The organism is Enterococcus sp. DIV0755b (assembly GCF_051713765.1).
Lineage (GTDB): Bacteria > Bacillota > Bacilli > Lactobacillales > Enterococcaceae > Enterococcus_C > Enterococcus_C canintestini.
The window spans coordinates 2,268,943-2,281,376 of the sequence record NZ_JBIOQN010000001.1; the positions used below are offsets into that span (position 1 = coordinate 2,268,943).

Here is a 12,434-nt window from a genome sequence, read left to right on the forward strand (position 1 = left end):
TCCTATTTAGTTTTTATTTGTTTTTATTTTCTTTGATTAATTTCAAGGCATCTTTTAAAGCACGTTCGCCATCCATCATGCCATAAGCTTCAGTGGCAATTGTACCCACCGGAATTCCTTGTGGTTCAAACGTCGCCTTCATTTTGTCATCTAAATGACGTACTTGCGGGCCTAATAAAATTGCAATTGGTTTTTCTTCTGCCACTTTTTCTTCAGCTCGAATTGCTGGAAAAGCTTCAATTTCAATTGGCATATTATGTTCTTTTGCCACCGTCATCATTTTGTTTACCATAATACTTGTTGACATTCCTGCTTCACAGAATAAATAAATTTTCTTTGTTGCCATGTTATTTCCTCCTTATTTTTACCTATTTTTATTTACAATATTGCAAATAAACACGTGGTTTATACTGGTGCTTTAATCCGTTTTTCGTAGGCATCTAGCCATTCTTTGGTGATAGGTTCAATTACTGTTGTTTGATTTGGACCAGGATTGGCAATATAAATCGCTGGTTTTTCGTCTTTTGTTGCAACACTAAAAGTAAATTCTACATTTGTCGCAACCCCCCAACGGCCATTTTTATCAAGAGCAATAAGGGAAAAGGCACCAGCTTTACCATAACGTTTCGTTAAACGGTCACTAAATTCATAGACAGCTTGATCACAAGCAGCTTGTGGGGTCAGACCTTCTTTCATCAGACGAACAATTTCATAAGAAAGACAGCCTTTCATTAAATCTTCTCCTAAACCTGTTGCCGTAGCTCCGCCGATTTCACTATCGACGTAAAAACCAGATCCAGATAATGGTGAATCGCCCACGCGCCCTCTTTTTTTCATAAATAAACCAGAACTTGATGTCCCTGCAGCCATACTATTGTGTTCGTCTAAGGCGACAACCCCAACAGTATCATGACCATCGTATGGACTTAGATTGGACTTGGCAATTTCTTCAACACGTTTTTCCCAGATTTTTTTTGCCCGTGGTGTCAGCATATTTTTAATTTCAAAGCCATTTAACATCGCATACTCTGTTGCCCCTTGACCAACGCGAAAACTATTAAATTTGTCATCGCTCAATTTACGCGCAACAGAAATTGGATTTGCAACGTCAACAATTCCAGCCACTGCACCAATTTTATATGTATCCCCATCCATAAAAGCTGCATCCATTTCTAAAATTCCGTGTTCATTTGGTAACCCGCCGTAGCCAACAGATTTATAAAATGGATAATCTTCTACGGTTTTAATCGTTGTCTCTAAGGCATCAGCAGCAGTTGCATTTTTACTTAACATTTCTTTAGCTGCAATAATGCCATCGTGTGCCATTCGCCACGTTGCGATAATTCCCCACATTTTTCTTTCCTCCTATATCAGATAATAGAGCGTTTTCTTTATATTGTATATTCTATATAGTATATACTAGTACGTCTATACTATTTTCCATTTTATCTTGATTTTTTTAGTCTTTTATCATTTTCAAAAAACGTTTTCAAATTCTGACTTATTGTATTCGTCAATAAAAGCATAATAAATGTATGCATTCTCCCTAAGATGTGATCTCGTGTTTCATTGTAGGAAAAGCCTATGACAAAAGTCTTGTCACATTATTTAAGCAAAAAAAGATGTGACAAGACTTTTGCCACACCTTTTTATCTTATTCACTTAACAACGCTTGAATACTCCGTAGATAAATCTCCAAGTTTAATTTTAAGTCACTAACATCCATATACTCATTGGCATTGTGGGCAATGCCTTTTTGGCCAGGAAATGAAGGACCAAACGCTAAAATATTGGGCATTTTCCGCGCATAAGTAGCGCCTGTTGTCGTCACAGGACGACTATCATTACCAGTCACGCTGGCATAGATCGCTGATAATTTTTCAATTTCAGGCGAATCTTTTTCATGCCGAATGCCAGGTAAACTACGAACAATATTAACTGTGGAATTTTTTGGTACTTGTTTTAACACACCGGCTACAACGTCTTCTTGCGTAGCCGAAACTGGATAGCGAAAAGCAATTTCTAATGTCAAGCCAGTATCATTTTTTTGCAAAATGACAGGAGTTAAAATTAATTTGCCGGAATCTTCATCGGCTAGTGCTAAATCAAGACCTTCACCATAATGTTGGTCTTTTAATACCTTGGTTAACCAAGTAAAGTATTGCTTTAACGCGACACTTAAGTCATTTTCTTTTGCGAGTTTTTCTGCTAATAAAACAATGGCATTCACGCCTAATTCAGGCGCATTTGAAGGCGCACGTTTTCCTTTTACAGTCACTTCATTTTGGTTTACAGTAACGCTCAATTCATCTGGAACGTGATCTCTGGCTTGATCGCCTTTAAACTCCCCTAATACCTTTAATTCTTCAGCTTTAAAATTTGTTGCTATCTGAATATTGACAATGCCACGTTCACCATAAACTACCGGATATTTACAATCAGGCGTAAAGCCAAAAACAGGAGGTTTTTCCTTAGCTAAGTATTTAGGAATATCAGACATCCCACTCTCTTCATCTGTTCCAAATAAAATACGAATCGTTTTTTGTGGTTTAAAACCGGCATCTTTTAAGATTTTTAACGCATAAAAGCAACTAATAATTGGTCCCTTGTTGTCTAAAATCCCCCGTCCGTAAAAGCGCCCGTCTTTTTCACTTAAATCAAAAGGTGGAAAATCCCAGCCACTACCTGCTGGCACCACATCTAAATGTCCTAAAACACCAAGATAATCTTCATCTTCCCCCCACTGAATGTAGCCTACCGCATCATCTACAAGCCCAGTTTTAAACCCATATTCCTCACCTAAAGCTAAAACCAAATCTAAAACGCGGCGAGGTTCCCTGCCATAAGGCGCATTTGTTTCAGGTTCACCTTTTACACTGGGAACTTGCATTATTTGCTGTAAAACATTTAAAAAATCAGACCAGTTGGCAGTAATTAACGTATTGACTTGATCCATTTCTTCAATCTCCTTTTTTATCCTAAAATGAGTTTAAAAATCATTTTTGTCTTACCAAAATATTTTTGAAGGTGTATTTATCCGCCCGATAAAACGATGTATCAAATAAAATTGGCTTAGCAGAAGGCGAATAGGTCATTGAATGTACTAATAAAAGTGGTTCGCCGGCTGGCACTTGTAACAATTCCGCTAAATCTGTGGTAACTTTAACAGCTTCAACTTCTTGATGAGAATAGCCAATTTCAATATGTTGCTCAATAACTTGATATAAAGAAGCGCGTAATTGCTCTTTAGTACAATCCCCTAAATAACGCTTTAAGATATACAAATTCTCAATTGTCATCGGTTCTTCATCAAAATAGCGTCGCCGGACTAAATAAACAATCTCTTCATTAGCATAAGCACCAAAGGCTTGTTTCATTTTTTCAGGCAAGTGGGAAACTGTTTCAAATTGTAAGACTTCAGTACGGGTAGTTTTTCCTTGTGCTTTTGCCGTTTCGGTAAAACTTTGTAAACCGCCTGAACCACTTTGAATTTTCGGTTGTTTCATAACATAGGTTCCTTTGCCTTTTTCTTTCATCAACACATTTTGTTTAATCAAGGATTCCACTGCGCGGCGAACCGTTAAGCGACTACACTGAAATTCTTCAGCTAAATCATATTCTGAGGGCAATTTTTGGCTAGTCACATAGACCCCTTTTTCCACCCGTTGCAAAATCTCTGCGGCAATTTCTTCAAATACTGCTTGTTTTTTCATTTTTATCCTACTTTCTTACCATTCAAAAAAGTTGCGGTTAGCACTAACCCCTGTCGCGACACTGACAAAAGCCTCTTGGTCAAAATCAGCAATGACTTTTTCGACAGCTTTTAATTCTCGCTTTGAAATAACTAATAGTAATAACTTTCTTTCTTGGTGATCAAACCCACCTTCGACATTATTAATCACGGTAATTCCCCGCTGAAAATAACTTTGCAATACTCCGGTTAACATTGGTGCTTTTTCAGTCACCACCATCAGTTGAACACGTTTTTGTTTGTCATTTACATAATCAACCATCCGACCACTAATAAAAAAGGAAACTGCACTATAAAAAGCAAAAGGAAACCCGTATATTAAACCAGCAAAAATTTGTAATGTCACATTATAAAAAATAAAAAAAGAACCAATACTGCGACCAGTAGCTTTTTTAACTAAAATCCCTAAAATATCTAAACCACCAGTAGAAAAATCACTATTTAACGTCAGCCCAACAGAAACACCATGAAGAGCGCCCCCAAATACAGCACAAATAACTGGATCAGACGTTAACGTCACCACTGGCACAATCTTCATCATAACAGATGTTAAAACAACTGCAAAAATCGTCAATAAAGTAAACTCACGATCAATTACTTTTGCTGCAACCGCTAACAATGGTATATTAAAAAATAAAACCAGTAACGGAAGCGAAAATTCAACGTGTAGATAATCGCTTAGAATTTGGGATAATAACTGCGCGGTACCTGTAATCCCACTGGCATAAATTTTTCCTGGTAACCAAAACATATTCAATGCAACCGTCGCTAAAAAAGCATATAAAATGGCGATTAATCCTTTTTTTACCCGTTGTGGCATAAAAGACCTCCGACACTCTTTTTAAACAGTATATACCACTAAGTATATACTGTCACGGTTTTTTCCTTCATTTTTTTCTTTCTGATTAATTTTTAGCTGAAAATTGATAAAAGAAAAAACTGTCCCTTTAAAAATGAGATGGATCTGAAAAAGTAGCGAGATCTTGTTTCCTTGTCTACTTTATCAAAAAGCATCTCAAGATTGAGGTAACAGTTTTTTAGTAATCTATTTTTTTATTTTTAAAGTCATCGCGTTGATAGCGACAATTACCGTACTAAGCGACATTAAAATGGCACCGACAGCAGGACTTAAAATAATCCCAAGTGGCGCTAAAACACCAGCTGCTAAAGGAATAGCAATAATATTATAACCTGCGCCCCACCATAGATTTTGAATCATTTTATTACGTGTTTGTTTAGATAAATCTAAGAAATGTAAAATATCTTCTGGATTACTATTGGTTAATACAACATCAGCAGAATCGATCGCAACATCTGTTCCAGCACCAATGGCAATCCCTACTGTCGCCCGTGCCAGTGCTGGTGCATCGTTAATACCATCACCAACCATAGCAACTTTTTTACCTGCTTTTGTCATTTCACTAACAATCTTTTCTTTGCCATCTGGTAATAAACCAGCATGAAAATTATCAATACCTAAATAATTCGCTACAGCAGAAGCGGCTTCTTGATTGTCACCAGTTAACATCACAGGTTCTACCCCGCGATCTTTTAATGCTTGAATAAATTTTTTGGCCTCTGGTTTAACTTTATCACCTAATGCAATTAAGGCAATTAATTCATCATCGACAAATAAATAGCTAATTGTATTCCCTTGGGCCAAATATGGTGCCAGTGTTTCTTTTGGAATAGATAAACTACGCTTAGTTAGTTCTTTATCATTTGCAATCAAAATATGGTGATCTGCTACCATACCTGATAAGCCAATTCCGGCAATATTTTTTAAATCGTGGCTATTAGGTACAGTGATTTTTTCAGCATTGATATATTTCATAATACCCGTGGCAATTGGATGATTAGCATTTTTTTCCAACGCACCAATATATTGTAATACTGTATCTTTTTGCCAATCTTTATTTAATATTTCAACCCCAGTTACAGCAAAGGTTCCTTCTGTTAAGGTTCCTGTTTTATCTAGGAGGATTGCATCTAAATCATGAGTATTTTCAATTGCATTGCGATTTTTTAGTAATAAACCATTTTGGGCGGCTAAAGAAGTCGAACGGGCCACTACTAATGGAATCGCAAGCCCTAAAGCATGCGGACAGGCAATCACAAAGACGGTTACCATTCGATCTAAGGCTGTTGGTAAATCTGCGACGATTAGCCACGCAATAAAAGCTAAAATACCAGCTGTCAAAGCGATATAAAAGAGCCATTTGGCGACTTTATCTGATAAAGCTTCTAAATGTGATTTTTCCGCTTGTGCGTCTTTTACCATTTTCATTACTTTGGCTAAGTAGCCATTTTCACCCGTACCGGTTACTTTAATTGTAATTGTGCCGTCGCCATTCACTGAACCACCAATTACTTGATCGCCAGTTTTGCGTACTACCCCACGAGACTCACCTGTCACTGCCGATTCATCCACCGTTGTTTGCCCTTTTAAAATCAAGCCATCCGTTGGCATTTTATCTCCAGCTCGCACAATTAAAGTATCACCTTCACGTACTGCTTGGAGGGAGATTTTTTCTTCATGGCCATTATCGTGGACACGCGTTACCGTATCAGGCAATAATTCCGCTAATTTTTTTAAGGCGCTGCTGGCATTTGAGACGGCATTCATTTCAATCCAGTGTCCCAATAACATAATCACGATTAATGTCGCCAATTCCCAGAAAAAGTCCATTACGTGTTTTGTCTGTAAGAAATGATTGGCAATAAAGGCGTAAAGACTATAAATGTAAGAAACGGAAATCCCCATCGCAATTAAAGTCATCATTGCCGGATTTTTCATTTGCAGTTCCATTTTGGCGCCACTTAAAAATGGCTGACCACCATAAATAAATAAGATTGTCGCTAAAATTAAAACAACATAATCTGAGCCTGGAAAAGTAAATTGAAACGGTAAATTAATTCCCATCATAGGTGAAAGTAATATAATGGGAATCGCTAAGACTAACGAAAGCCAAAACTTCTGTTTAAAGTTTCCCATGTGCATGGAATGATCCATGCCCCCCATATCGTGATCCATATGGCTCATATCATGACCTGCGTGATTCATATCGTGATCCATATGATTCATATCATGATGCATATCACCACTCATCTTATGATCCATATCATGGTGCATTCCATGATTCATTTCATCATGCATTTTATGATCAGCATGATTGTGAGCCATCTGAGACATATCCTGTTGCTTTTGGTTATGATTATGGTGATTTATATTCTCATCCATTTCTTTTTGGTCTTTCATCACTACTCCCTCTTTTCTAGTTTTAATCGATTTAGACTAAGTGAGTTTAATAAAACACTAACGGAACTAAAGGCCATGGCACCTCCAGCGATAATTGGATTTAAAAAGCCCAAAGCTGCAAACGGTATTCCAACAGTATTGTAAATAAACGCCCAAAAAAGATTTTGCTTAATTTTTTTAATCGTCGCTTTTGATAATTGCAACATTTGCTCTAAATAATTCAAATCACTGTGAATCAAAGTGACGTCTGCTGTTTCCATAGCGATATCTGTACCACTTCCCATCGCAATCCCTACATCAGCTAATGCAAGGGCTGGCGCATCATTAATGCCATCACCTACCATACCAACTAATTTACCTTGTTGCTGTAATTCTGCCACTTTAGCCGATTTTTCAGCGGGCAATACTTCAGAAAAAATATTTTCCACCGGAATACCTACTTGCTTGCCAATATAGTTTGCGGCTGCGTGATTATCACCTGTCAACATGTAAACTGAAATCCCTTGTTTTTGTAAGGTTTCAATCGCAACTTTTGAGGTTGCTTTAATTTCATCTGCCACTGCTACGATTCCTAAAATTGCCTTTTCATCTGCTAATAACATGACTGTCTGACCTTCATTGGTCCATTGCGCTAGTTTTATAAGATAATTTTCATTATCCACTTTTCCAAGCATTAGTTTCGGATTCCCAACATAATACGTTTTGCCATTCGCATTGCCTTTAATTCCTAAGCCTGGGAGTGCTTCAAATTGCTCAATCCCATCAGGCACTACTTTTTTCTCTTTGGCATAAGCCAGAATTGCCGACGCTAAAGGATGTTCAGAAGCTGCCTCTAAACTAACCAAAACAGGTAAAAGTGCCTCATCTACTAATTGTAAATTTGTGACAGTGGGTTTTCCTTTCGTAATGGTTCCTGTTTTATCTAGTACAATCGCATTTAATTGCGCAGCTTGTTCTAAAACAGCGCCACCTTTAATTAAAATCCCATTTTTCGCGCCTAAACCTGTTCCCACCATAATCGCAGTTGGCGTTGCAAGCCCTAACGCACATGGACAAGCAATTACGAGTACGGCGACGCTATGAATCAAAGCCTCTTGCCAGTTACCACTCACTAGTCCTGTTACAATTAATGTTACCATAGCAATCGCTAAAACGCTGGGTACAAACACTGCAGAAATTCGATCTGCAATTTGTTGAATTGGTGCTTTTTGACCTTGAGCATCTTCTACCATCCGAATAATTCGAGCTAAAACTGTCTCATCGCCCACTTTTAAAGTTTGAATGATGAACTGACCATTTTTATTAACAGTCCCACCAAAAACCGTGCTATCTACATTTTTTTCCACTGGCATACTTTCACCAGTTAACATGCTTTCATCAACTGTCGTCTGCCCGCTTATAACAAGACCATCTACCGGAATTTGCTCGCCAGGAAAAATAATAACTTTCATTCCTTTTTTTACAGCTTCCACAGCTACTTCATTTTGACTACCATCTTCATTTAAAACGCGAGCAGTTTTGGCTTGTAACTGCATTAATTGCTTAATTGCTGAACTGGTTTTATTTTTCGCAGTAATTTCTAGATATTTTCCTAATAAAATTAAAGCAATAATCATCCCACTGCTTTCAAAATACAGCTCATGGGGATTGCCTCCTAAAAATCCGTTATAAAAACTCAACAAAAAAGCAGCAGTTGTTCCTAAAGAAACTAAAACATCCATATTAGGTGCTTTCGTTTTTAACGCATGATACGCGCCTTTATAAAAACGTAATCCCACACCAAATTGAATCGGTGTAACTAAAATCAACTGAACGAAAGGACGGTGGAAAAAATGCACCCATGAAGCATTCACTCCCAATAACATCGCAATCATAGCGATCATTAAAGGTGCAACTAAAACGACACTAAAAATTAAGTCCCGTTGCATTTTTTTAATCTGTCCACGTTTTTTTTCAGCAACTTGTTGCCGATGCGCCTCATCATCTAAAATAGCTCCATAGCCAATATTTTCCACACTTTCAATCAGTGCTTCAGCAGTAGTTTCATTAAATTGAACAGTAGCTTTTTCAGTTGCCAAATTGACAGTAGCCTGGGCCACACCAGGTTGGGCATTTAATTCTTTTTCGACTCGAGCCGAACAATTGGCACAAGTCATTCCGGTAATGACAAATGTCGCAACTTGTTCATTATTCATTAGGCCACCTCTGTGGGATAACCAGCAGCACTTACAGCTTCAACAATTTTGTCAGTCGTTAATTGGGTATCGTCATATTTCACCACACCGTTATTTTTCTTTAAATTAATTTTGACTTTTTTTACACCGGGTAACGCATTAATCGCACCTTCTACGCGGGCCACACAGTGTTCACAACTCATACCACTAATATTAAAAGTTTGTTTCATTTTTATTTCCTCTTTTCTTAATCATTATGTTTTATTTGATGAATCCTACATTCGCATTGTCCAGGAATACAATCACAAGCAATACTAGCTACTGGTGTTTTAGCTGCCAACGCTTTTTGAATAGCGCTTATATCTTGTGCTGTTAATTGCGCATCGTCAATTAAATCTGCAATCGTTGCACCAATTTTTTTAGCACAAATATGAGAAAATAGATTTTCGGTTGCACTTTGCACGGTGGCAGATTCTGAAACCTTTGGATAATAAATGAACTTTTTGCCATCTAGTTCACTATAGATCACCTCTTTTTTACTTAAGCGACCCAAAAGCGTCTTAACCGTCGCCAACTTCCAATCCATTTTATCGGCCAAAATTTCTGCTATCTCATGAGCGGTTGCCGCATGCAATGTCCACAAAACACGCATAACTTCCCACTCTGCATCACTAATTTTCACAGGTTCTAACATCATTAATTCTCACCTCGTTTACAAATGTAATCTCAACTTCTTTTTAAGTTTACAACTGTAATCGAAAATGGTCAAGTAAAACCCCACTAAAATTTTTAGTGAGGTTTTTTTGCGATTAAAAAATGAGTTTAAATGTACTTGTCATCGAATACTCTTTTTCTGGTCTTAGCGTAATATCGCCAAATTGCGGATAAACTTCTGTTCCTGGTACCCCTTGTGGTTCAATAGCAATCGCACCATGATTGTGCATAACACCAGTATTCATCTTCGTACCAGCTTCTCCTTGTCCGGTCGTATAAATCACCACAGCCGGAGCTTGTGTTAGAAGCGTTAGTGCGACTTTTCCATCAGGAGCAGTTAAAGTGAGTGCATCTGGCGCATCAGCTTCAATTAAAAATGGATCATCTAATAACGTCGGTCCAATTTTTCTACCTGAGACAAAATCGAATTTTGTCCCCGTAACCGCAACTTTATCACCAGTAGTCGTGACATCATCATTTGTTTGGGCGACAAAATTGGCATTGATTTGTAGTGTATGTTCATCAATTGCATTACTTGGTGTACCCGTTAAATTGTAATAGCCGTGATTGGTTGGATTGAATAATGTTGGTTTATCTGTGGTTGCTTCAAATGTAAAACTATATTGATTATCATCAGATAATGTATACGTTACTTTTGCACTGACATTGCCAGGAAAACCATGATTGCCATCTGGATCAATTAATTTAAAAACGACGCCTGCCAGATTTTCTGCCACAAATGGTTCGGCTTTCCATACTCGTTGATCAAACCCTTCAAAACCACCGTGTAATGTATTACCTTTTTGATTAGCTTCGGTGTTATATTCGACACCTTCTAATTCAAAACGAGCAGCTGCAATCCGACCAGCTACCGGACCAATCGCCGCGTTATAATAGCTATTTTCTTTGTAATCATCTAAGTTTTTGCAACCGACTAAGATATCGCGCTTTCCATCATCAACTGGCAGCACTAATGATAGCGCTCGTGCGCCAAAAGGATGGAGTTCTAAAATTACACCATCTTTATTTTTCACTTCAAAATAAGTTCCCCACGCTTGATTCGTTAACCTTTCAACTGTTGCCATTAACACCGCTCCTCTAGTTTGACTTAGCCTATTTATTAAAGCCTTTTCAATTCTCTTCTTTAGTATAACGGTGCCATAAAAGAACGTCAATTTATTTAGTAACATTTAGTAAATTTTTCGACTAAAATTTTGTACAAAAAAAACACACCTTCAAAAGAAGATGTGTCAATAACTGGGGTAGCTGGATTCGAACCAACGCATGAGGGAGTCAAAGTCCCTTGCCTTACCGCTTGGCTATACCCCAATGGTGGAGGAGAGTGGATTCGAACCACTGAACCCTAAGGAACGGATTTACAGTCCGTCGCGTTTAGCCACTTCGCTACTCCTCCGAAAGGTTTTAATCAACCTGACTTAGTTATAATACAAAAAATAACTAAAAAATGCAAGTGGTAATTTCAATTTTTTTTACAGAAATTTTAGTCGTGCAAATTATGCTGTAATAAAATCGCTTCTACCGCTAAATCAAGCGATTTATACGCACCTAAATCTTCTTCTCCCAAAAAGGCTTCATAATTTTTTTCACCCATTGTCAAAATTTCGCCAATGATTTTTTTACCAATCAATAATTGATTCACAGTATAATTTTTACCTTTAATATCTTTTTTTATTTCTTCTACTTTAACTTCGATATCTTTTTTCTTTGTCAAACTTCTCACCTCGCTAAAGTATTTTATCACATTCTTTTCTGCTTGGGTATAAAAAGGAAACGAAATACCCAAACAAGACCATTATTAACGTCAGTTTTCCAACCAGCTAGCTAAAATGGGATTATTCGAGTATTTGTTATTCCTTCTTTAATCGTTTACAGTATTTGTTAAAACTGCAGCAGTCACCAAATAACCAGCAGCACTAAGAACTTCTTTTACCGTTTCAACATTTCGACTTTGAACTTGAATTTCAACAATGGTTGCCAGCTCCATACGATTAACCACAATAGTTAAAATACTAAAATTATGTTCAGCTAAAAGCTGTGTAATTTCAGCTAAAATTCCCACGTGATCTTCTGAGATTTGTAGTGTTACCCGCGTGCCGCCATCGTTGTAACCTGTAATTTTTAAAAAGGCAGCAAAGATATCATTATTGGTGATGATGCCTTTAATCGTATCACCTTCAACTACTGGTAAGACCGCAATCTTATTGGTACGCATTTTATAAATGGCATCTTCTAATAACGCATCTGGGGCGATAGTTAAAACATTTTTTTCCATGACATCGCCGACTGTTGTTTTATTCAATAAATAATTTGCTTCATAAACACTTAAACTAGTAGCTTGTGAAGGCATTGCCGCTTGAATAATGCCTTCTGTAATTAGACCGACTAATTTTTCATGTTTTAAAACTGGTAAACGATGAATATCGTGTTGTTTCATTAAATCAATCGCATCAAAAATTGGAGTTTCTGGTGCTACTACTACTAAATTTTTTGTCATAAAGTCACTAACACTCATTTT

General features: G+C 37.3%; 12 protein-coding genes and 2 tRNA genes. All 14 read right to left on the reverse strand.

Annotation, left to right across the window (positions count from 1 at the left end; all coding sequences use genetic code 11):
- Positions 1–13: 13 nt before the first annotated feature.
- The 14 genes from IGI65_RS10880 to IGI65_RS10945 all read right to left on the reverse strand — a co-directional run bounded on the left by IGI65_RS10880 (position 14) and on the right by IGI65_RS10945 (position 12,431).
- Complete coding sequence (locus tag IGI65_RS10880) at positions 14–346, reverse strand: PTS sugar transporter subunit IIB (RefSeq protein ID WP_071865741.1); 333 nt, start codon at positions 344–346, stop codon at positions 14–16.
- Between the two features lie 59 nt (positions 347–405).
- Positions 406–1,353 (reverse strand): N(4)-(beta-N-acetylglucosaminyl)-L-asparaginase, encoded by a 948-nt coding sequence (locus IGI65_RS10885; protein WP_412256488.1) that lies wholly within the window; start codon positions 1,351–1,353, stop codon positions 406–408.
- A gap of 301 nt (positions 1,354–1,654) precedes the next feature.
- On the reverse strand, positions 1,655–2,956 hold the full coding sequence (locus IGI65_RS10890; RefSeq protein ID WP_412256490.1) for a Sapep family Mn(2+)-dependent dipeptidase: 1,302 nt from the start codon (positions 2,954–2,956) through the stop codon (positions 1,655–1,657).
- 40 nt (positions 2,957–2,996) lie between these two features.
- The gene (locus IGI65_RS10895) at positions 2,997–3,713 is read right to left on the reverse strand and encodes a GntR family transcriptional regulator, LSA1692 subfamily (protein WP_412256492.1); all 717 of its coding nucleotides are present in this window, start codon (positions 3,711–3,713) and stop codon (positions 2,997–2,999) included.
- Between the two features lie 15 nt (positions 3,714–3,728).
- Positions 3,729–4,571 (reverse strand): YitT family protein, encoded by an 843-nt coding sequence (locus IGI65_RS10900; RefSeq protein WP_412256494.1) that lies wholly within the window; start codon positions 4,569–4,571, stop codon positions 3,729–3,731.
- A 225-nt stretch (positions 4,572–4,796) separates the two neighbouring features.
- Positions 4,797–7,010 carry a heavy metal translocating P-type ATPase gene (locus IGI65_RS10905; RefSeq protein WP_412256496.1) on the reverse strand — a complete coding sequence of 738 codons (2,214 nt, stop codon included), beginning with the start codon at positions 7,008–7,010 and terminating at the stop codon, positions 4,797–4,799.
- Between the two features lie 2 nt (positions 7,011–7,012).
- Positions 7,013–9,205: a heavy metal translocating P-type ATPase gene (locus tag IGI65_RS10910; RefSeq protein ID WP_412256498.1), complete on the reverse strand. Its 2,193-nt coding sequence runs from the start codon at positions 9,203–9,205 to the stop codon at positions 7,013–7,015.
- Positions 9,205–9,414 (reverse strand): copper chaperone CopZ, encoded by a 210-nt coding sequence (gene copZ / locus IGI65_RS10915; RefSeq protein ID WP_412256500.1) that lies wholly within the window; start codon positions 9,412–9,414, stop codon positions 9,205–9,207. Before copZ ends, IGI65_RS10910 begins: the two co-directional genes overlap by 1 nt.
- A 17-nt stretch (positions 9,415–9,431) precedes the next feature.
- Positions 9,432–9,881, reverse strand: coding sequence for a CopY/TcrY family copper transport repressor (locus tag IGI65_RS10920; protein WP_412256502.1), 450 nt, complete (start codon positions 9,879–9,881; stop codon positions 9,432–9,434).
- A 112-nt stretch (positions 9,882–9,993) separates the two neighbouring features.
- Positions 9,994–10,983, reverse strand: a complete 990-nt coding sequence (locus IGI65_RS10925) for an aldose epimerase family protein (protein ID WP_412256504.1) — start codon at positions 10,981–10,983, stop codon at positions 9,994–9,996.
- Between the two features lie 172 nt (positions 10,984–11,155).
- Positions 11,156–11,227, reverse strand: a tRNA-Gln gene (locus IGI65_RS10930).
- A 1-nt stretch (position 11,228) separates the two neighbouring features.
- A tRNA-Tyr gene (locus IGI65_RS10935) sits at positions 11,229–11,312 on the reverse strand.
- Between the two features lie 87 nt (positions 11,313–11,399).
- Positions 11,400–11,630 (reverse strand): DUF2969 domain-containing protein, encoded by a 231-nt coding sequence (locus tag IGI65_RS10940; RefSeq protein WP_095006237.1) that lies wholly within the window; start codon positions 11,628–11,630, stop codon positions 11,400–11,402.
- Positions 11,631–11,777: 147 nt separating this feature from the next.
- Positions 11,778–12,431, reverse strand: a complete 654-nt coding sequence (locus IGI65_RS10945) for a CBS and ACT domain-containing protein (RefSeq protein WP_095006238.1) — start codon at positions 12,429–12,431, stop codon at positions 11,778–11,780.
- Positions 12,432–12,434: the final 3 nt, after the last annotated feature.

Excerpts from the sequence above, each read along its gene's own strand:
- IGI65_RS10880 (WP_071865741.1), bottom strand. The coding sequence starts at position 346 with ATGGCAACAAAGAAAATTTATTTATTCTGTGAAGCAGGAATGTCAACA.
- IGI65_RS10905 (WP_412256496.1), bottom strand. The coding sequence starts at position 7,010 with ATGAAAGACCAAAAAGAAATGGATGAGAATATAAATCACCATAATCAT.
- IGI65_RS10910 (WP_412256498.1), bottom strand. The coding sequence starts at position 9,205 with ATGAATAATGAACAAGTTGCGACATTTGTCATTACCGGAATGACTTGT.
- IGI65_RS10945 (WP_095006238.1), bottom strand. The coding sequence starts at position 12,431 with ATGAGTGTTAGTGACTTTATGACAAAAAATTTAGTAGTAGTAGCACCA.
- copZ (WP_412256500.1), bottom strand. The coding sequence starts at position 9,414 with ATGAAACAAACTTTTAATATTAGTGGTATGAGTTGTGAACACTGTGTG.
- IGI65_RS10890 (WP_412256490.1), bottom strand. The coding sequence starts at position 2,956 with ATGGATCAAGTCAATACGTTAATTACTGCCAACTGGTCTGATTTTTTA.
- IGI65_RS10885 (WP_412256488.1), bottom strand. The coding sequence starts at position 1,353 with ATGTGGGGAATTATCGCAACGTGGCGAATGGCACACGATGGCATTATT.
- IGI65_RS10920 (WP_412256502.1), bottom strand. The coding sequence starts at position 9,881 with ATGATGTTAGAACCTGTGAAAATTAGTGATGCAGAGTGGGAAGTTATG.
- IGI65_RS10895 (WP_412256492.1), bottom strand. The coding sequence starts at position 3,713 with ATGAAAAAACAAGCAGTATTTGAAGAAATTGCCGCAGAGATTTTGCAA.
- IGI65_RS10900 (WP_412256494.1), bottom strand. The coding sequence starts at position 4,571 with ATGCCACAACGGGTAAAAAAAGGATTAATCGCCATTTTATATGCTTTT.
- IGI65_RS10925 (WP_412256504.1), bottom strand. The coding sequence starts at position 10,983 with ATGGCAACAGTTGAAAGGTTAACGAATCAAGCGTGGGGAACTTATTTT.